The sequence below is a fragment of the Paenibacillus sp. Y301 genome (genome assembly GCF_059445505.1).
In genome coordinates, this window is the sequence record NZ_JCAIUL010000014.1 from 39,832 (window position 1) to 60,640 (window position 20,809).

Here is a 20,809-nt window from a genome sequence, read left to right on the forward strand (position 1 = left end):
TGCAGAACAATAAAATACCGTAGTTGCAAGTGATTGCAGCTACGGTACTTTTCTAAGCGTATTAAAAGTTTAGTTATAATGGCTCACAAGTATTGAATTAAGGTTTTACGACGGATAGGAGAAGCTCATTTCCTCCAGAAATAACTGTCACTTCTGTTGGCAAATCCAAGTCACTTACAAGCAATGATTCCCCGATATTCATACCACCAATATCACACTCTATTACATTCGGTAAATGTCTAGGTAAGGCTTCTACTTCAACGAACTCACTCTGAATTTGTACAACTCCTCCTTGCTTTGTACCGATTGGTGTACCCGTGATCTTCAATGCTAATTTTGTGCGTATGATCACGTTTGTTTGTACTTGCTGGAAATCAACATGCAGCAAATCCCGTGTTACTGGATCACGCTGTAGTTCCTCCATTAATACGGATAAAGACTCTTTTCCTTCAAGCTGCAACTCAATAAAACCAACTGCACCACGCTTTAACCATTTCTGAAATTCTATTGTTGAAATATGGATCATCTCATTCTTCGTATTTCGACCGAAAACGATGCCAGGAAGACGTCCCTCTTGGCGTAGATTCCTAAGCCCCGATGTATTCAGATGTGTGCGTTCCTCTGCTTGAAATAATGTTGTCATGATCTATTCGCTCCTCTTCAATATATGATCTTTGCGCTCTATTATTAGTCGCTGGATCTTTCCCCGACTAGGGATACAGAGAGAAACATAGCATCACTACCTCCAAGTATTTTCAATTATGCCCTAAAGACATTTAATGTAAAAAACCTATAGATATACACTAAGGCACCCCACTCGAAAGAGTGGAATGCCCATAGGTTCCTCATACCATATCATAGAAACATACCCTTGTCGAACAGGTCTTTCAGAGTTAGACGAATTAGTGATGGTAATCTAGCTCAGATAAGACAAGCCTAACCGACTGGCGATTTTTATAAAAAGAATCGACTTCGAAGCGTGTAATAGGTGACATATGATCCTCTCTCTATTCTGTAATTTAACTTTGACATCTCAAAGAACCCGCTATATAGCAGGTTCTTCTAATAACAGTATGCGCCGTAGCTTAGCAATTCTATATCGAAATAATATTACGATTCTCGCATCTCTTCATCCAACCGTTGAAATGCTTCCGTTACCTTATCCTTCGGTATTTCAGCATAACGATCTCCAATACTTATTTCGCTGTAGCAGGTTAGTTCACTAGCATCACGGAAATAAGGCAATAAGCTCACACCTGTTACCTCATAAACTCGACTCATGATCGGCTCAAGTTGATCTTTCGGCATATCAAAATGAACATGGAACATATTTGATACCGGTACAGCTGGTATTGTCGCAACACCCTGGCACTGGTTAAATAATGCAGCCACTTCTTTGGCTTCCTGATAATATTGTCCCATCTTATCCACGCGCTGATTGAAATAATACTCCGAGCTGATGATATAAGGATATAAGCTAATTAAATCTCCGCCATGACGTCTTTTCCATACCTTAGATTCATTCGTGAAATCTTTACCGCCAGCGAGAATCGCTCCTGCGATCCCACCAATCCCCTTGTAAAAGGATACATATACACTATCAAAGAGTGCGCAAACTTCTTCAGCTGATTTTTGATAATACGGTAAGATTTCAAAAAGTCTGGCACCATCCAGATGTAGCTTAATCCCTTGTTCTCGACAATAAGCAGAAATAGCTTCAAGCTCTGCGTAATCAGGCAATTGACCCCCAATCTCCCGCTGAGGTAATTCAAGTAATAGACACGCAATATCCTTCGGCATATTCTGAACGTCTTCTAGCGTAATTAAGCTATCCTTATCTGCAAGTAAGACCGGTTCGATATGGTGCAATTCTTTTAAACCATCTTGTTCATGAATCTCTAAATGACATAAAGGGTGATATGCAACACGTTTCCCGCCTTTTTGATCACACCATATTCTTAAAGCAATTTGCTGTGCCATCGTTCCGCTCGGGAAAAAAACTGCCGATTCCTTTCCCAAATATTGCGCCATCTTATCTTGGAAATCTTCGATTACTGCACCTTTTCCATATATATCACTCATCTGATCTCCATCGATATCTTTCAGAGCTTCTAATAATACCTGAACGTTTCGCTTGCTATGGCCTCCAAGGTCATAAGTTCTCTCGTTAGATCCATCTGATAATGCCTTCTTATTGTTCATATAGAGTCCACTCCTTGTCGTTTCAATTCTTCATATAAAAAGTATACCTCTTTCTCCATAGGCTGTCTCATCAGATTTAACCCTCTCCTAATCAGACACAAATAAAGACGGATACCGTCCTCTTAAAGGTTGATATCCGTCTTCTGATATAGTTAGGGAATATAAGCTATGCGTTGTAAATCCATATCTCCTTCCCCTTATGTTAGTTCATATTATAATCGTTGAGCATATAATTCGTCGTTACTTCCCACCACATCTTTTCTTCGGTAGATGCCTAAGATCAGACCCAATATAGCCATTTCAATCATAACATGACTACCTCCATAACTCAGGAATGGAAAGGGTATTCCAATAGTGGGCACTAGACCAAATGACATGAGCACACTATAGACCATTTGGAAGCTAAGCATTCCGGCTAGACCCATCCCAAGAGCACGCCCATAGGGTTCCCTCACAGCTCGATTAGATTGAAGGAGACGTCCAATAAAGAATACGATGCTAATCACAATGACAATTCCGATCCACCATCCAAAACTATAGATCAAAAAGGTACCAATATTATCACTCCATATATATGGAATTTGCTGCGTCATTTCACCCTTCAACCCATGACCCCACCAACCTGCGGAATGAATACTTGATTCCAACACACCATGTATATACCCTGCACCTTGAGGATCTTTATCGGGATTGAAGAACGAAGCTATTCTTTCTAATCGATAATCCCTTTGCAATACACCTAGCAATATAACCAAACCCATCACTATTCCGTGTATCCCTACTGCCCACCAGCTTCTTGTCATGAATATGAGTAACAGAACGTACCCGACTGTATAGAGCAATAAATAACTCATCGTAGAAAATGTAAAAAATAAAAGCGTCGGGACAACTAGAAAAGCTATCGTTGTTAACATCCAGAACCATTTATGGTTCTTCCAACTCATGATCATGCCCGGTGCTGCAATCATCAACAAATAGGGGGTAATGCCAAACCAATCTAACGTGATAAAAGGTAAACGAAAGAAATGACCTGATCCGTTCACTGTAACCCCGGTGAGTAAAGTTACTATCGTGCCCATGATAATAACTGCGTATAATCCGAAGGAATACGATCTTATCTTCTGATAATTGAAAAAATAAAAGAAAGCCATAAATACCATACCAATAATGACGGCCATTGCTTTTGAATACACAAACTGTATATACATATCATCATTTCCTGTTCCAATGGATCCTTCTACTGCAACCATCGCTAGAATCCCGAAAACGACGAATATCATTACTCCTGCTAAAAGACCCCAATGCGTCTTCGGACGATGTACCGAATGTAGCCCATCTCCCACATCTATAGGATTGCCCATCTGGTCAATAGCCCAGAGTACAGCATCGTCTCGCTCCACACCTGTCGATTCTCGTTCCAATACGAGCTCTTCCAGATGACTCTCTAATTCATGTCGAATATCACGATGTGATCCTTTTGAGCGGACACGGGAACATACTTCATCTAAGTAACGCTGAATTCCTTCGTGATCCCGAATCATATACTTCCCTCCCCGAGGACGTTATCGACCGCATTCCGAAATTGTGCCCACTCTTGCTTTTTTTTCGTTAGCTGTCCTTTACCTGATTCCGTGAGTCGGTAATATTTACGCTTCCGCCCTTCAACTTGGGACCAATAAGCCTCCACCCATTGTTCAGTCTCCATCGCATGGAGAATCGGATATAAAGTTCCTTCTTTCAGTAGGAACACCCCGTCGGAACAACGTTCCAACTCCTTAATCAGCTCATACCCATACAAATCTTGACGAGCTAATAAGGTAAGTACCAATGTACCTGTGCTACCTTTGAGTAATTCCTTAGGAATACTGTTCATTAGTATTTTTTACTCCTCTCGCGCATAATACCTAGTATATCTATGCATATGTAATATAGGTATTAGATTACAGGAATAGTTCTGTTTTGTCTATAAGCCACAAAAAAAAATGAACGGGCTACTCCATTAGCGGATTAGCCCTTTCGTTGTCGCTTATTTGATTCTAAGGTTGATGTCACCCCGAATGCGGGATGGATAATCGGAGATTGTGAGTTTTAGCGGGCTTATATAGTCCGCCTTCTCAAGATAATAGTATAACTCCCCGGAGGAATGTCCCTCTGTCCGGTTGAATGCGAATAATTGACCCGTTCTATCCATGTATTTGTTCTCGAACAAACTGAACCCACGGTTCTCATCCATCGGATCATCACTCTTCAGGTGAAGGACGAGAGCTTTCCGGCTCTTTTCTTCACTGTCACTCGCAGGATCGAGTGTGAGCATGTTAACCGGGCGAGAGAGCAGTTGCATATTATCGAGGTCCACGAGCACTTCCAGTTTGCTTTTATCGAGTGCTCGAATGCTACTAGCCCGCAAATAGAGTTGATTCGGCTTGTGGAAATAGTTGCTCTGGAAATAGAGCCCCTGTCGATTCTCGTCAATGGTCGAACCGGATATGCCATTGGTGATTGTACCAAATGTTTCGCCTTGTTCATCTTCAATTCGGATATCATCAAAATAAAATAGTTTCTTCGTATTAGATGAATCATAATCGATCTCTAACCCAATCCGAGTTGGATAGACGGTCATTGTTCCAAAATGTATCCGCTGGCCTTCAACGATGACCGTCTGATTAATATCATATGTTTCCTTCAGACCTTCACATTTCTCTTTATCAACAGGGACTACAATCTGCCAGACTGGACCGTCCTCTATCTTCTCCTTCCCCACCTTAAGTCGTAGATCCAGGGTATTTGGGATCTCGACCCCATCGTGCAAATTCAGTTCAACCGTTCCTTGTTTGCTCTCCCAATCTTCGTTGAAATTGAAAGACCCATACGAGAGGGATATATCCTTGTTATCGACCAATTTTACATCTACAAGATTTATGACACGCTTACGCCCATCTAGATTATTTAACGTATAGAATACGACGATTCTCGATTCGTCTGCGAGAATTCCATCCACTGTTAACTGGATACCATCATGCTCATCAGACAGTCCAACCGGCTGCATGAAGTCGCTTTCGAGCGCTAACTGCAGACCCTTATCGTAACTGATAAGCTGGACGAACGATCGAAGACCGGGTATATCGCTCACATATACGGCCACTACAGGGGAGAATCGGATTGAAGCTATCGTTACCAGAAATAACAGACACGCAGTGAAGGAAACCATTCTCGTCATCATGTGGTGCCTTCTGCGTTTTCGTCCGAGATACATGCCGCTTCGAACCGCCTCATTGATTCCGGCAGGGACCACAAGCTGCTCAATATGTCCCTTCATCCCTCCAACTCTGGCAATTCACGCTCGTTATATTGGTACTTCTCATCCACCTTGTTCACCTTCAAGCGCTGCCGCAGCCCTCCGAGGGCTTTATGCAACCATGTTTTAATCGTGCCTTCAGGCTTCTTTAACGTTCTCGCAATTTCAGTAATCGTCATATCGTGATAATATTTAAGCTGAATTACTTTCAGATAGTTGACATCTAGCTCATTAACAACCGATTCGAGCAATAACCGTTTCGTTATTCATTCGATTCCTCCCCTGCCCACTTTGCATCTATAACTATTAGACTCAATAACATGCCAAACAGTTTTACATAAATGTTACATAGTTAATAACCATTTATAAAATACTATGTAAATATTCTTAATAGTCATCCAAACTCTCCATTACACTGATAATCCTTCTCTAGAAGTCACCTTTATTCTTAATATTGTCGAATTTTAAACATTACCGTACTTCAATTGTCGAACCCAGGTGAAAAAATGTTGCCGCTATGCTACAATATTGGAATTGCAAAGGCAATTATTAAGGGAGGTTTATTCTAACGCCATGCTCATTATTGGTATCGCCGGCGGCACCGGCTCCGGAAAAACAACAGTGGCTCGTTCCGTTATTGACCGTCTTGGATCAGATAAAGTAACGTTCATATCTCAAGATAACTACTACAAAGACCATACACATCTAAGCTTGGCTGAACGCGAATTGATTAATTATGATCATCCGCTCGCTTTTGACAACGAATTGCTCATTGAGCACCTCAATTGTCTAAAGAAAGGACAAGTCGCTCAAGCTCCCGTATATGATTTCACAGTTCATGCTCGTTCAGTTGTCGACACAGTTGAACTAAAACCGAACAATATTGCCATTCTCGAAGGCCTCCATCTATTGTCCGATGAGAACCTCAGAAATGAGCTGGATATCAAGGTATTTGTCGATACCGACCCAGATGTGCGTATCCTTCGTCGCGTAGTTCGCGATATTGAAGAACGGGGTCGGACGATTCGCTCAATCCATAATCAATATTTGAACACGGTAAAACCAATGCATGAGGCGTTTATCGAACCATCCAAAAAATATGCCGACCTCATTATTCCTCAAGGCGGACACAATGAGGTTGGTATTCAAATGCTCTCCATTCTGACTGAGAAATACCTAACAGGTGATCATCGGGCGCTAGCGGACTCTTAAATAGCAATAGATTTGCTCATTCAGGTTGTCCCTGTCGTTCGAATGATTGTTAGGCAGTTCCGGAGATGCAATATATGGAACGGAATGCTCGTAAGTACAATGAAATAGGCAGACCCCATAGGTCTACCTAAGGCTGTCGAGGAATCTCGACAGTTTATTTTTTTATATGGAAGTAAGAAGCCACCTCTTGCCCAATTCCATTTCCTGCTCCCGTTATAGTTATAATGTCACCTTCCCATCAAAATTACCCATTTAATGCCTACCAACGCATGTTGCGGATTCCATCTATCATGATTCTCTGATTCGTTACGTTGGTTCTCCATTGCTGAATTTCATTCGTAATGCGTTCTAGATTCGTATAACCTTTCGCCAGTCCGTTCAATCGGGCAGCTAATGTAGAGTTTACTAGATCATTGTGATCAGGATAGAGTATATTAAGCTTTCCGAACGCATCAGGGTGTCGCTTCAAAGAATATTTTTGATGGTTATCTTCCGCAAGGTGTAATCCTTCATAAGGTGCGATTAATGTTAATGTTTCTCCCTTATTATCCTCACGCTTTCTCTTCTCGATCACCTTATACATTTGCTCTCTTTGCTTCGCATCATGATACAGTAGAATTGACATGTATTGCCGTCCTCTATAATCATTAATATTCACCGGATTATGATGGTTCCAGAACACATTCAGGATGTCTTCTACAGATATAATGTCCGGATCGAAATCCATTTCTACCGTTTCCGTATGATCTCCCATCTGGCGATAGGTAGGATTATTAGTGGTCCCCCCTGCATATCCTACACGCGTTCTAATCACGCCTGGCAAATGCCCAAACAAGGCATCTGGACTCCAAAAACAGCCTATCCCAAGTGTTATCGATTCTTGATTCACGTTATATCACTCCTCAAATACAAATTTAAAATCCGTTCAGACTAACTTCCTTTGTGGTTTTATGGATATATTAATGATATAATAGTTGACCTATCTAATATGGTTACATAAACTGTTTCTCTATACCACTAAACAAGGAGCTGAGTATTTAAATGATTATTATTCATGCTAATTTCACTGTAGATTCAGCAAAACATCAAGCATTTGTGCAAGAGATTCAACCCTTAATCGTTGCCTCTAGATTAGAAGAGGGTAACATTTCCTACAATCTATACAAACATACTGAACAAGAGAATTTATTTACAATGGTTGAAGTGTGGAACGACGAAAAGGCTGTTGAAATTCATAATGCAAGTGAGCCCTTCACTTCTTTCGTTGCTAAAGCCGAGAACTTCCTTACAGCTCCATTAGATGTACAATTATTTAATGGCCAACCGGTACAAAAGTAGAATAAGATCTTTGAATATAATAGGCAAAATAATCCCTACCCAGCGGAACGGCTGAAGTAGGGATTATCTATATTTTCAAAAGGTATAGATTAATGTTTGAAGGCGAACTATGGCTTGCGCTCGGTCAACAACCTGTAATTTCCCATAGAGATTACTGATATAATTACGAGTTGTACCTTCAGCTATGTGAAGCGCATCGGCAATTTCACGGTTGTTTAATCCTTGGATAATAAGCTTGGCCACTTCCTCTTCCCGCTCTGTCAGCATGATTCGATCCAAACTCTTCTGCCTATGTTCATAATCTTCCGTAAAATGACTAATCCGCTCTGCTATCTTAGCAGCGACGGCAGCTGGTAGAATGAATTGACCAGACACCGTATCCCGGATTGATGCGATCATTTTATCTGAATCCATATCCTTTAACATATAGCCGCTTGCTCCATACGCCATTCCTTCTACGATGTAGTCTGCATCTATGAAAGTAGTTAGAATCAAGATAAATGTTTGTGGAAAATCCCGTTTTATTCTCTTTAATGCACTAATTCCGTTCATAAGAGGCATTTGAATATCCAACAACACCAGATCCGGATGTAGCACTTTTACCATCTCACAAGCCTCTACTCCGTTCTTAGCTACACCAACCACATCGAGATCATCCTCCAAATCTAGAATGGTTCGAAGTCCTTCTCGTGTCAGCATCTGATCATCTGCGATCACAACCGTTATCTTCCTCATTCTCTATCCCCCATCCGTAACATTGGATAAGGCAATTCGATTCTCAGTAGACATCCTTGGTTAAGCCGTGAATCGATTGATAAGCTGCCACCCGTTTGTTCTACACGATCTTTCATCGCCTTCAATCCAAACCCCATTACAATATGACTACTACCTATGCCACGATCTTCAAGTCTAAATTGCAAAATCGAGCCTACAAGTTCCAGACTGAAGTGGAACTCTTTACTCTCTCCATGCCGTATGCCATTCGTCAATCCTTCCTGTAGCGCATGATAAATTGTCTTCTTATAGACTATCGGCAACTCAGGAACATCGTAAAAGACAGCATGTATTTCAACGCCCATATTCCGTTCCGTATCTCGAATCAGTTGATTCAATATGAGTGCAAGATCAGCATATTTATCCTCTTTCAACATATGGATGGATCCACGGATTTCATTCAGGCTATGTCGGACAAGATCCTGAGCTTCTTTTAAGCGCTCAGTGGCTCCTTCTGTATCTCTGTGAATCAACCTCTTTCCCGCTTCTATTTGAAGAAGTGTCGATGTGAGTGTATGCCCAACAATATCATGAATTTCATGAGCAATACGATTTCGCTCTTCATAAACAGAAGCATCAGCTAGAGCAGCGGACGTCTCACGCATCGAACGTTCGAGGCTACGAGTCCTTTCTTCAACTTGATCCTCCAAGTTATCCTTAAGATATTGAACCCTTGAGTAAAGCTTGGCATTGGCGATGGAGATCGCGCACTGAGAACCAAGCAGTTTTATCACATCAAGCCGCTGTGGTGTGAACACACCAGGTGATAGCCTATTCTCCATATAAAGCACACATACCAACTTATTATGATACAAGATCGGAAAGCAGAGGACCGATTTCAACCCATTGTTCCTAACATACGGGATATACATAAACATTCCTTCGCTAACCGCGTTATGTAGCACGATTTCCTCTTGCGTTCTCGCAGCGTATCCAATAATAGCTGCTGGAACCAATTCTGACTCCGCCTGAAGTGGAACAGATTCGATGTGTTGCTCCTCCGCTGTTCCGTAAGCCTCGACGGTCCACCTGCCTTCATTGTCGAAAATGATTGCTCCGTATTCTGCTCCGGCATTGTGGAGCATAATACGCATCAATGTCCCCAACAAACGATTCATTTCCATTTCGCCCGACAAGGCCTGTGCTGACATGATAACGGAAAGAGAATCAACGTTCTCCATTCCTGACTCTCGTCTCGCATGTATTAAATGACCATACCTTTGTTCCAGATCGTCCGCTTTCGCCGCTGCTCCCCATTGAAGATAAGATTCATATGCTTCCGTCATATAGATCTTCGCAAGCTGCTGCTTACCTTGACTAAGACCATATTTACCGTAGCACTCAGCGGCAATAGCTAGATCGTGAATAAGACCATATTTACGTGCAGCCTCAATTGATTGTTCGTAAAGCTCTTCTGCTTGGCGATTCTTTTGCGCCAGTCGGGTAAATTCAGCTTTGATGAGCAAATATTTATGCAAATAGTTGTTCGGGCAACGTTCAGCCAATAGCTTTAATTGCTTCAAGCGTTTATGCATACTTACCCTAAGTTCCTTTTTCTCCTGATAAGTAGCCTCTTCATAAAGCTGTGCCCGTACTAGTGATTCATATGTATACTGAACAGAATTATCGAAGCCATTATTGCGCGATTCCAGAATAGCTGCAGCCTTCTTTAAAGCCTCATTCGCTTCTCGATATTGACCAAACAAATAACCAGGTAAATACTGAAGCGTGCAGACGAGCTCTTGGATCACATTGAACTCGTCCCCGTGAACCGATGCAGCGAAGTCCTCGCTGCTTATATGATCAATATCAAATGGATCATCAGGTGCACGATATCCTGTTAATCGGACAAGAAGAGCCACAGTAACTGTTGCTTGTTTCCAATGAAGACTATTATTATGACGAAGGAAATCTCCCGAATGTGCAATTAACCGATCATAGATCCTCCCTAGTGGGTATCCATATTGCAGGAGCAGCCCACAATTGATCAGAACACTCTGATTGCCATGCCACAGATCTCCTGATTCCAATCCTACTTTGCCAGCATACTCAGTAAATGTGTCAATGAACTGCGGGTCATATTGCCGCCAACTGTCATAACACATAGAGAATGAACTAAGTGTCTTCACATGAAGCTTGGGATACGGTTTTGATAAACTATAAGCAAGCGTGCCCCACTTACATGCCTCTTTATCATTTCGAGAGTGGAAACTTAGAAACATGGCATATCCTACAAATCCGATAGAAGCCTCAGGTGTCATGCCGTAGTCCAGTGTCATTTCGACCATTGTGAAAGTCAATGCAAGCCAAGCCTTCTCGTTTACAAAAAAACAAGCATTGCCCGTTTCAACCAATGCGGACATCGCAACTTTACGCGCTTCATCTGTCATAGGCGGCAGATGACTTAGCGTCTCAATCGGATGCTTCCGAATTTTACGACTTAATCGCACCCATTGTTGAGTTAACGCAACTGAACTTGGATCGAAATTATGGCTAACATTTAATAATTGCATCGTCTTACGACCTAAGGAAATGACTTCTTCATAGTTATCTTGGGCTGACTCCAATTTAATTTTAACGTTGCATACAAGTGCTTTATCTAAATTAGTCTTCGCTTTACTCATCAGTACATCAAACAATTCATTAGCATGTTCGAAATGGGAACATAAATACTCCACCTCCGCTCGCTCTAGGAAAGAACGGAATGTCAAAGTATAATTTCTATCCCAATAATTTTCTCCCAAGAGTTCCGTAGCATAGCGTAAATATTTCAATGACGTCTCGTATGCGGTCGATTGTTTCGCCTTTAGTCCCACCTGTAGATTGAGTACAGCCACTTCCAACCTCTGTTTCGTATAGTCTATACGTTCCCATGCCTGATTCAGATGATTAACGGCTTCAAATATATTGACCTCTTCTTTGCAGTTCAAACGATGGACCAAAAGCGAACCGATCTTCAAATGCAAGTCGGGACGCTCTTCCTCAGGAACTAGAGAATAAGCAAATTGCTGAATACGGTCATGCTGAAATCTATACTGCTTGTCATTCCCACTATTTACGGGCTGAAGTAAATGCTCTCGTACAGCCATACTTAGTAATTCTGATAGTAGCTCCAGACGAATTCCAGTGATAAAGAACAGCGTGTCTAGATCAAAGCTTCTACCCAGAACCGCAGCCCTACTAAGTGCAACCATCATTTGGTCCGGAAGAAGCTTCAATTTATCCGTTAGGTAATCAACGGCATGATCAGGGACACTCATTTTCTTTATAAGCTGTAAGTTCCATTTCCAACATCGATCTAACTCATTGAAGGTGACTAGTTTATTATCAATCAAATCCTGGATAAATCGGTTGAGAAATAAAGGAATCCCTTCTGTTTTTTGAAATAACACTGTTGCCAGCATATCCATATCTTCTACATCGTCATGCTTCGCCTCAGTTAGCAACTTATGTAGATCGGCAACTTCAAGGGGCTTCAAATAAATATTACTCCATGAGGTGCCACGATCTCCAAAATGTTTCTTCCAACGACTTAGCGGATGTTCAGGCGTAATCTCTCCATCTCGACACAACAAGGTTACGAGTAAATGTTTCGTCTCCCGATCCTCCACAAGATACGAAAGGTATTGAAGCGAAGCTTCATCTACCCATTGAAGATCATCGATAACCAGTACCAATGGATAATTACGATGAAGAAACAACTGGATAAATCGGTTCATAAGAATGTGTAACCGTCGCTGTGCTTCAATTGGCGGTAGTGGTAGTACAGCTGGCTGTTGACCAATGAGTAATTCCAACTTAGGAACCAGTTCGATTAGCAATTGTCCATAACTGTCTACCGCATTGATAATACGTAATTTCCAAACTTCCACTTGTATATTGTCTTCCATCAACAGTTGGCCAACTAATTGATCTATCACTTGAATCCATATATCGTAAGGATAGGCAGTATAATGAGAGTCAATTTTGCTTATAGCGAGGAATCCTTCGAAGGTAACCGTTTTTCGAAGTGTTTCCTTCACGAAGAACGTTTTCCCTACTCCATCTCTACCGCTGACCCAGACCATCTCCGTGGTTCCATTTGTCGCTCGCTGTAACGCTTCTCTCAATATTTCTTGCTCAGCTTGTCGTCCATACATATGAGAGGGTACAACCCAACGCTCCGAAATATCGTGGCTAGCGAGTACAAAGGAATCCATCTCCCCTGAGACCTGACACCGGGCCAGACACTCCTCTAGGTCCGACTTCATCCCGAATGCGCTTTCATATCTCGCTTCAGGCATCTTCTCCATGGATTTTGCGATAATGTCGGAGATCGATTTAGGTATATTGAAGAATCGATGATCAAGAGATTCAGGCGTACTAGCAAGATGATGATATACGATATCCAATGCATTTTTAAATTCAAAAGGAAGGCTCCCTGAGAACCACTCATATAACATGACTCCAAGCGAATAGAAATCGGAGCGATAATCCGGAGTCATCTCCGTTCTACCTGTCTGCTCTGGTGATATGTAAGGTAATACCCAATCCGGACGGTCACTAGGCAGTGGTAGTGGACTCTTCTCAGAATCGGTTGTGCACATGCGAATATCGATAAACCTTACTTCAAATGTGTCAGGATTGACAAAGAAATGGAAAGGAGTTAATTCATTTAGAATGATATTCTTACGATGTAATTGCATAAGACTATCGACAGTATTTATAGCAATACGGAGTAGCTCCGAAAGCTCTAACCTATTGGCACGTGTACGCAATACCCAATCGAGAGTTCCTCCCCCGATATCTAGTAAAAGTAGAATAGGCCGCTTCGGCATGATCTCCAGGCTATACACTTCTAGCGTTCCTGTACCATTCAATCTCGTAAGAATGTCATACTCGTATCGAAAAGCATCAATTATAGCGGGTCCAGGATATTCGTCGCACGTCGTCATTGCAATGATACTTATGTTATCTTCTTGACGTAAAAGTCTGTATAACTCTATTTCTCCATTATTGCTTATGATATCTACCGTTTGATATCCTGATAACTCGATCATGACGCCGCACTCCCAATTTCATATATGTATCTACACGCATCGACAAATAATAACAATTATAACATCTGTTTCCGTAAAACCTACACTTAAACTTGATACGATAAATAAAAAAAGGTAGCTCCCACAGAGAATACTCTGCGACAACTACCTTTTTGTTTAACTTTAATTTGCGTTCTTATTAATGATTAAGACGCTTGCCCCAACATACGGAAGATAATAACTGCCGCTTGGGAACGGTTTGCTATAGCCTTAGGTGCAAACTCCTTACCATTTATACTAGTGATAATTCCTACACTAGCCAACTGCGCTACAGCTTCCTGTGCGTATTCGGCAATATTAGACTTATCCGTAAACTTGTTGAGCGCCACATCCTTGTCCGTTGCTTTAAGCGTTTTGCTCAAAGCATTTGCGACTATAATGGCCATTTCTTCGCGGGTAATTTCACGATTTGGTTCAAAATTCCCGTTTCCAGAACCTTTTACAATGCCAAGGTTAACCGCAATTGCGATAGAGTCTGAATACCAGGCATTTTCTTTTACATCCTTAAATGTTTTTACTGATCCAGTGTCTGTCAGCTTCAGAGCACGAACCAACATAGTGACGAACTCTGCCCGAGTCACACTTTTGGTTGGTGCGAATGTGTTCAAGTCCATACCCTTTAAAATCCCTTTTGCCGCCAAAGACTCAATTTCTACCTTAGCCCATGGAACTTGACCTAAATCTTTAAACTGAGGTACAGGCTCCGTTGTAGGTACAGGTACCACAGGAGTTGGTGTTGGTGTTGGTGTTGGTGTTGGTGTTGGTGTTGGTGTTGGACTCGGCGTCGTAGAAGGACTAGATGTCGACGGCGTCGATGGCGAAGGTCCTGAAGTTGCAGGAGGGTTCGTCGTAGACGGAGCCGTCAGATTATTGATTATACGTCCTTCAATTGGAGCCGTGATAGCGCCACCCTTGAATGTCTTCACGATGTAATCATAGAACACATCCAGATCGATAGGTCCAGGAACAGATGTACTAGCATCCATCAAAACTTTGTAATTATCTCCGCCCGCTGCCATGAAGTTGTTAACAACAGCCGTATAACTTTGACTTGGATTAATTAGCTTACCGTCAGCTAATGTAAGGCTAGCAATACGTTCCGTTACAGGAAGATACATATTTGCTGTATACTTCAGACCGGAGATTTGTAGCGTTTTAACATCGACTGTTCCATCCGCTTTTACATTCCATTGCTGCTGCAAGAGTTCCTTAATCTGTGCACCCGTAAGTGTCAGCTTCACCAATGTATTACCAAACGGTTGAATTTTGGCTAAGTCACCGAACGTAACATCACCAGTAGGAAGATCCGCGCGGATGCCACCCGGGTTCATAAAGGCAAAATCCGCAACCCCTTCACCATCACCGAAGTCTGCGCTACGCATCGCATCAGCGATCAAGTTACCAAGAGACGACTCTTTGGTGTATGTATCTGTACGAGTAACGGTACCATCTGTCGTACCTACAGGCTTAGTCAACTCCGGATGTTTTGCCAAATACTTATCGACTAGAGCGACGGTCTCTGGGTCAGGTGTTACACCCTCATGGAAAGTATTAATAACCTCCGCCGACTTCTCCTTAACATCACCTGATATAGGGTCGATAATCAGTTTAATATCTTCGAACGCCGTACCATATGAGTAAGCTTGTACAATTAGTTTACCATTTACAACGCCATTAGCTAGCGCGTGATTATCACCAGCAACGATAACGTCAACAGGAGAATTTGCTGGAAGTGCATTAGCTAGATCTGCCGCTTCTCCAGTTGTGACACCAGTCTTGGTCGTCGCAGGATCATGTGCAAGCACTATGATTGTTTCAACGCCTTGAGCCTGAAGCTCCTTAGCATAACCCTCAACCGCTAGAACTTCTTCCGCAGGAGATAGGAAACGAACACCCACCGTACCTGAAGGAGCTACTTTAGCTGGCGTGGACTTGGTTACTAGACCTATGAATCCAATCTTTACGCCACCCACTTCTTTAATAACATAAGGATCAATAATAGGAGTGCCAGTTGTACTATCTACAGCATTGGCGTTAACATATTTGAAATCCGAGCCAGCGTGGGTAACACTACTATTTTTAGGATCCACTCCACCGTTAAGTTGTGTCATTAATGCCTCTACACCTTGATCAAATTCATGGTTTCCTAACGAACCCACATCGAATTTCATCAGGTTCATCCACTCATGTGTTGGTTCATCACGCTCTAGTGAAGACACAGGAGCCGACGCCCCAACAGAATCACCATTATGGAAGAGTAGTGAATTGGTATATTTTGCACGAGCCTCTTTCAGATAAGTAGCTAGAATCGCCGCTGTTCCTACAGGCATGGATGTTGCGTTGTATGTTACGGTAGAAACCGTATCCAACTGTCCATGGAAATCATTAATTCCAATTAAATGGACCTCAACATCTGTGGCAGATAGGCTAGCAGCCTCTACCTTGTTCCCACCCCAAACTGAACCCATAACAACTCCGCCCAACACTTGCACAGAGAGTAGAGTAGCCACTACTACAGAAGAGACCCTCTTATTCCATTGTAACTTCCAACTCGACATGTATTAATCCTCCCTATCATTTATAAGATCAATGATAGTATATCATACAAGTAGAGTTAAGTATTACTAGATTTAAATAGTCATTATTAATATATATGTTATGTTTAATGTCATATAAAAGGGTATTATGTCAAAATAACACCCGAAATAACATGTAAAGTCATGTAAGTAGCAAAAACAACCTCATCTAGTCCTAATTCTATCCACTCATAGTCCCTATTTCATATTTTCACCAATAGTATTACTATAATTAATTACACTCATTGAAAAAAAGACACCCTGAAGGGTGTCCTCGTTAGTACGGAACTCAGGTTATACGCTGACATTCTCAATTTCAATGATTTTATCAGAGATTGCTATTGTAAGATCCTCAGCTGTTTTTGGTACGAAGCTTTTTAAAATAGTATTGATCATAGGTCCCATAGCACCTTTCGCTGTGATATCAAGGTATCCAGTCATGCTAGTGTTGTTATCGTCAATGACCTTCGCCTCGAAGTAACCGTCCCCGACGAAATTATCTGAAAGCCCTTTCAAGTCAAAGGTCACCTTAGTCGGTTCAATCCAATTCGTAATATCAATTTTCAGCTTAACTGTCTTTTTCATAAAACCAAGATCGCCTTTGAAGCTCCAAGTGGATTGGCGTTCATTTAATATTTCATGTTCGATATATCCTGGTACAAGTGGAGCCCATTTATCCATGTCACTTACGAAATTCCATATATTCTGAATAGGAACTGGAAGTTCCACATGATGTGAACCGTTCGGCATATTAGTCACTCTTCCTTTATTGTTTTATAGTTGTCTTAGATGTCTTTCGGCTCCAATTTACCAACTGCCATTCCTGCAAGATAACCGAATGTCATTGCTGGACCAATCGTTCCGCCCGCGCTAGCATACGTTTGTCCCATGATTCCCATAGCTGCATTACCAGCGGCATACAGACCAGAAATGGTTTGGCCACGAAGGTTGATCACTTGACCATCCGCATTAATTCTAGGTCCACCGCTCGTGCCAAGTGCACCGAAATAGATTGGTAATGCGTAGAAAGGTCCCTTTTCGATTGGTCCAATATTAGCAGCGGCATTTCCACCTCCGCCATTTAGATTCTCAAAGAAGGTTTCTCCACGGTGGAAATCGGGATCGATACCCTTCTTGGAATTCTCATTCCAACGTTGTACCGTTGCTTCAAGACCATCAGCATCTACACCAATTTTCTCAGCCAAGTCTCTAATGTTATCAGCTTGATCGACCCACTCTGGCGTATCTTCTCCTGGCATCATCGTAATAATCATTGTGCTATCCTTTAATTGTTGGTCAAAGATCATCCATACTGGAGGTTCATTCGGCCACTCAAGCGCTACAGGGTCATATTGATAAAATGCTTTAGGCATATCGTTATATGTCGTTCCCTCATGGACAAAACGTTTGCCATGACGGTTAACTACAATACTGTTTGGACCATTACGTCCACCGCCGAGTTGGTTCATGACGTGATCTTCATATTCAAAAGTAGGATCTTGCATCGCTGGATACCACCAAGCTTCACTCATATTTCCAAGAGCTGCGCCTGCCTCCATCGCCATGATCAAGCCATCTCCATCATTACCTGGAGGTGACATCGGATGTGTAATTTCACCCTTTAAGAACGTCTTAGCAAGTTCCTGATTCCATTCAAATCCACCGGAAGCAAGAACGACCCCTTTGCGTGCACCGATATACAACTTCTCACCATTTTGCTCGGCAACAAGTCCAATGACTTCGCCATCATCATTAAGTACCAATTCTTTACCTGGTGTTTCTACCAACGTTTCGATTCCACGATCTAGAATAGCTTTGAACATAGAAGCAATCAACGAGCGACCCATCGTTACAATGTTATTCTCCATACGCTCTGCTACTTTAGCAAAATCGACTCCGCCAATTGCGCCACCCTCTTCAAGTGTTAGCGGTGGAAATATAGGATTCTGACGAATCTTATCTCCCCATTCATTAATTTGAGTCATATCAAAAGGAACTGGATCAAGGGAACGACCATTCTTAGCTCCTGGAAGATTACCGTAATAAGAAGGATAGGACAACGGAACAGCAAATCTCAATGGTGTATTCTCATGAAGATAATCAATCATTTTATGTCCATTATCAACAAAGACTTCGAGAAGTGATGAATCTGGCTCTTTACCCCCAGTCAGACGGCGGATATAGGTGAGTGCATCCTCACGAGTATCTCCGATTCCCGCTTCTTGCATATAACGGTTCATCGGAATCCATGGAATCCCTCCGGAGAATGCAGTTGTTCCCCCAATCTGGGACATTTTTTCTAGAATTAACACTTTTGCACCTTGGTCATGAGCCGTAATCGCAGCTACTAACGCCGCACCCCCGGTTCCCATAACAACAACATCCACTTCGCGATCCCACTGAGCAGGTTTTTTAGCTGGCACTGTCGCATCTCCATTCTGATTGTATTTTTTGTTACCTACTGACTAGCTCCATACCCCTCAAAAAGTAAGCGCTGTCATAGAACTATAAAAAAATATTTTAGCTCTTCTTCGTTCCATGATCATTCCATTTATATACAAATGATATAGTGTCTATCACTGTGATATTTATCATATCAAATTGTCACAAAAACTTCAATTGTTGTTTCAAAAATAATAGAACGATATAATACGAGGAACAGAAAACCCTATGAACTGAGAGGCTAACCTCATGAATCCAAAAAAAAGATATGAGAACGAACTCCTAAGTAGCAAACAAAACCGGACACTCGTCATTCTTGAAGCAGCTGAACATGTGTTTACACATAAAGGTATTGAGAAAACCACCATGCAGGATATTGCAACCAAGGCTAGCCTCGGAGTAGCCACCGTATTTCGATTTTTTCCAAGAAAAGATAAGTTGGTCGTTGCGGTCGCTACAAGAAACCTAGAAACAGTCCTTCACACATACCAATCGATCGCTGCTCTACCTTTATCCTGTCTTCAGAAGTTGGAGTTGCTATTCGAAAGCTCTATTTCAACGCTAGATCAGCACGACAGTTCGAATGTAAAAATGTTAGAGAATTTCGATAGTTATGCCGCTCACTACAAAGATCCCCTGGAAGATATCGACACATTCAATGCCGTCTATCGGGAAATTTCTAAGGTATTCTCGACTATTACCGAACAAGGTGTTCGCGACGGATCGATTCGATCCGATATATCGATAGAGAAGACGCTAACTACGATCATCCACACATTCTTCACTTTTACTAGAAAGCTATCTTTACAGCAAAACATTCTTATGGTCGAACTCGACTTAGCTCCCCAAGAGGAACTCTCCGTTCTTAAATCTCTATTTATTAATTATTTGAAAAAGTAATTATAGAAACCATAGTCTAATTTCGATATCAGAAATAAAAAAGTCCCGCTCAGTGGCGAATTCTCATTCAGTTTGAATGGAAATTCGCCTTTAACTATTTAGGTTCTTATTTCCCCTCTACGTGAATCAAAAAAACAAATCTAGACATTCTAAAATCATATGACCTAGAGAGGTACGTGATTTAGTGAGAAAACGAATGATTCAGGTGCTTACATTGGGATTAAGCTGTATTATTATTCTCTCTGCTTGCTCGTCAAACAATGAAATACGCCCACATTCCGCCAATGACCACAAATCGAAAATAGTTACAGAAGAACAAACCAATGACCCCGATCTATATTTCGGAGATTTAGGTGTTGAGCAACTACCTAATGCTCACCGCATACGGAATTTAACTGCTGATCCGAGTAAAAAGGTATTACTAGATCCAAATGGATTTCCACTCATCAAGCAACACCCTACCCCTTCCATTCATCCGAGCCATAAGAATTTTGTGAAGAAGCTTATTACGACCGCTGAATCTTTTATAGGAACCCCCTATTTATATGGTTCTGATCGAACTGAGCCTTCTACATTCGACTGTTCCGACTATACACGGTGGGTGTTTATGACTTCATTAGAGATGGATTTACCGTGGGATTCGAGGAGTCAAGCTGCATACGTTAAAGCCTTTTCCAAGAAAAAATATACTTCACTGAAAGAAGCCAAACGTGGGGATTTGTTATTCTTCTCTAGCTATAGAGGAAACAACGCATCTGACTATGAAAATTTACAGCCATCCGATAGGATCATTACCCATGTAGGTATTTATATGGGTAATGGAAAGATCATTCATTCACCTTCCAAAAACAGCGGCGGGGTCCATATTGGCGAATTGACGTGGCGGCAGTTAAATCACCGCTTCGTCTTGGGAGGAAATATTCATGATTAACTAAAAGAACCTCACATGGAGGACAGCAAAAATCCACAACCTGTTGCGGTTGTGGGTTCAT

The 20,809-nt window shown here is 41.8% G+C and carries 16 protein-coding genes; 4 read left to right on the top strand and 12 right to left on the bottom strand.

Going from position 1 to position 20,809, the window contains the following annotated elements; genetic code table 11:
• Positions 1-97: 97 nt before the first annotated feature.
• From AC1D69_RS19925 to AC1D69_RS19950, 6 genes are all read right to left on the bottom strand, one after another.
• Complete coding sequence (locus AC1D69_RS19925) at positions 98-643, bottom strand: 50S ribosomal protein L25 (RefSeq protein WP_495457889.1); 546 nt, start codon at positions 641-643, stop codon at positions 98-100.
• A gap of 467 nt (positions 644-1,110) precedes the next feature.
• Entirely contained in the window at positions 1,111-2,202 is a 1,092-nt protein-coding gene (locus AC1D69_RS19930; RefSeq protein ID WP_495457890.1) for a threonine aldolase family protein, read from the bottom strand.
• A gap of 212 nt (positions 2,203-2,414) precedes the next feature.
• Positions 2,415-3,743 (bottom strand): FtsW/RodA/SpoVE family cell cycle protein, encoded by a 1,329-nt coding sequence (locus AC1D69_RS19935; protein ID WP_495457891.1) that lies wholly within the window; start codon positions 3,741-3,743, stop codon positions 2,415-2,417.
• Positions 3,740-4,075: a PadR family transcriptional regulator gene (locus AC1D69_RS19940; protein ID WP_495457892.1), complete on the bottom strand. Its 336-nt coding sequence runs from the start codon at positions 4,073-4,075 to the stop codon at positions 3,740-3,742. The genes AC1D69_RS19935 and AC1D69_RS19940 overlap by 4 nt, the downstream gene beginning before the upstream one ends.
• 153 nt (positions 4,076-4,228) lie before the next feature.
• Complete coding sequence (locus AC1D69_RS19945) at positions 4,229-5,518, bottom strand: DUF4179 domain-containing protein (RefSeq protein ID WP_495457893.1); 1,290 nt, start codon at positions 5,516-5,518, stop codon at positions 4,229-4,231.
• Positions 5,515-5,748 carry an RNA polymerase sigma factor gene (locus AC1D69_RS19950; protein ID WP_495457894.1) on the bottom strand — a complete coding sequence of 78 codons (234 nt, stop codon included), beginning with the start codon at positions 5,746-5,748 and terminating at the stop codon, positions 5,515-5,517. Before AC1D69_RS19950 ends, AC1D69_RS19945 begins: the two co-directional genes overlap by 4 nt.
• A 322-nt stretch (positions 5,749-6,070) precedes the next feature.
• Here AC1D69_RS19950 and udk point away from each other — a divergent pair, with 322 nt between their 5' ends.
• A complete protein-coding gene (gene udk, locus AC1D69_RS19955; protein WP_495457895.1) occupies positions 6,071-6,709 on the top strand; it encodes a uridine kinase in 639 nt (212 codons plus the stop codon).
• Positions 6,710-6,968: 259 nt separating this feature from the next.
• On the opposite strand, the gene AC1D69_RS19960 is transcribed toward udk, so the two are convergent.
• Positions 6,969-7,598 (bottom strand): peptide-methionine (S)-S-oxide reductase MsrA, encoded by a 630-nt coding sequence (locus AC1D69_RS19960; RefSeq protein WP_495457896.1) that lies wholly within the window; start codon positions 7,596-7,598, stop codon positions 6,969-6,971.
• Between the two features lie 152 nt (positions 7,599-7,750).
• Here AC1D69_RS19960 and AC1D69_RS19965 point away from each other — a divergent pair, with 152 nt between their 5' ends.
• Positions 7,751-8,047: a putative quinol monooxygenase gene (locus AC1D69_RS19965; RefSeq protein ID WP_495457897.1), complete on the top strand. Its 297-nt coding sequence runs from the start codon at positions 7,751-7,753 to the stop codon at positions 8,045-8,047.
• A 75-nt stretch (positions 8,048-8,122) separates the two neighbouring features.
• Here AC1D69_RS19965 and AC1D69_RS19970 read toward each other — a convergent pair whose 3' ends face one another.
• From AC1D69_RS19970 to AC1D69_RS19990, 5 genes are all read right to left on the bottom strand, one after another.
• Entirely contained in the window at positions 8,123-8,782 is a 660-nt protein-coding gene (locus AC1D69_RS19970) for a response regulator (RefSeq protein WP_495457898.1), read from the bottom strand.
• Positions 8,779-13,860: an AAA family ATPase gene (locus AC1D69_RS19975; RefSeq protein WP_495457899.1), complete on the bottom strand. Its 5,082-nt coding sequence runs from the start codon at positions 13,858-13,860 to the stop codon at positions 8,779-8,781. The genes AC1D69_RS19970 and AC1D69_RS19975 overlap by 4 nt, the downstream gene beginning before the upstream one ends.
• Before the next feature lie 185 nt (positions 13,861-14,045).
• Positions 14,046-16,457, bottom strand: coding sequence for a 5'-nucleotidase C-terminal domain-containing protein (locus AC1D69_RS19980; protein ID WP_495457900.1), 2,412 nt, complete (start codon positions 16,455-16,457; stop codon positions 14,046-14,048).
• Positions 16,458-16,769: 312 nt separating this feature from the next.
• Positions 16,770-17,225 carry an SRPBCC family protein gene (locus AC1D69_RS19985; RefSeq protein ID WP_495457901.1) on the bottom strand — a complete coding sequence of 152 codons (456 nt, stop codon included), beginning with the start codon at positions 17,223-17,225 and terminating at the stop codon, positions 16,770-16,772.
• A 35-nt stretch (positions 17,226-17,260) separates the two neighbouring features.
• Positions 17,261-18,898 carry an FAD-binding protein gene (locus tag AC1D69_RS19990; RefSeq protein WP_495457902.1) on the bottom strand — a complete coding sequence of 546 codons (1,638 nt, stop codon included), beginning with the start codon at positions 18,896-18,898 and terminating at the stop codon, positions 17,261-17,263.
• A 268-nt stretch (positions 18,899-19,166) separates the two neighbouring features.
• On the opposite strand from AC1D69_RS19990, the gene AC1D69_RS19995 reads away from it, so the two are divergent.
• Both AC1D69_RS19995 and AC1D69_RS20000 read left to right on the top strand, forming a co-directional pair.
• Positions 19,167-19,817: a TetR/AcrR family transcriptional regulator gene (locus AC1D69_RS19995; protein ID WP_495457903.1), complete on the top strand. Its 651-nt coding sequence runs from the start codon at positions 19,167-19,169 to the stop codon at positions 19,815-19,817.
• A 184-nt stretch (positions 19,818-20,001) separates the two neighbouring features.
• Entirely contained in the window at positions 20,002-20,748 is a 747-nt protein-coding gene (locus tag AC1D69_RS20000; protein WP_495457904.1) for a C40 family peptidase, read from the top strand.
• Positions 20,749-20,809 lie beyond the last annotated feature (61 nt).

Bases quoted from the DNA above. Each gene is read 5' to 3' on its own strand.
- AC1D69_RS19980 (WP_495457900.1), bottom strand. From the start codon at position 16,457: ATGTCGAGTTGGAAGTTACAATGGAATAAGAGGGTCTCTTCTGTAGTA.
- AC1D69_RS19945 (WP_495457893.1), bottom strand. From the start codon at position 5,518: ATGAAGGGACATATTGAGCAGCTTGTGGTCCCTGCCGGAATCAATGAG.
- AC1D69_RS19970 (WP_495457898.1), bottom strand. From the start codon at position 8,782: ATGAGGAAGATAACGGTTGTGATCGCAGATGATCAGATGCTGACACGA.
- AC1D69_RS19985 (WP_495457901.1), bottom strand. From the start codon at position 17,225: ATGCCGAACGGTTCACATCATGTGGAACTTCCAGTTCCTATTCAGAAT.
- AC1D69_RS19940 (WP_495457892.1), bottom strand. From the start codon at position 4,075: ATGAACAGTATTCCTAAGGAATTACTCAAAGGTAGCACAGGTACATTG.
- AC1D69_RS19975 (WP_495457899.1), bottom strand. From the start codon at position 13,860: ATGATCGAGTTATCAGGATATCAAACGGTAGATATCATAAGCAATAAT.
- AC1D69_RS19965 (WP_495457897.1), top strand. From the start codon at position 7,751: ATGATTATTATTCATGCTAATTTCACTGTAGATTCAGCAAAACATCAA.
- AC1D69_RS19995 (WP_495457903.1), top strand. From the start codon at position 19,167: ATGAATCCAAAAAAAAGATATGAGAACGAACTCCTAAGTAGCAAACAA.
- udk (WP_495457895.1), top strand. From the start codon at position 6,071: ATGCTCATTATTGGTATCGCCGGCGGCACCGGCTCCGGAAAAACAACA.
- AC1D69_RS19935 (WP_495457891.1), bottom strand. From the start codon at position 3,743: ATGATTCGGGATCACGAAGGAATTCAGCGTTACTTAGATGAAGTATGT.
- AC1D69_RS19925 (WP_495457889.1), bottom strand. From the start codon at position 643: ATGACAACATTATTTCAAGCAGAGGAACGCACACATCTGAATACATCG.
- AC1D69_RS19930 (WP_495457890.1), bottom strand. From the start codon at position 2,202: ATGAACAATAAGAAGGCATTATCAGATGGATCTAACGAGAGAACTTAT.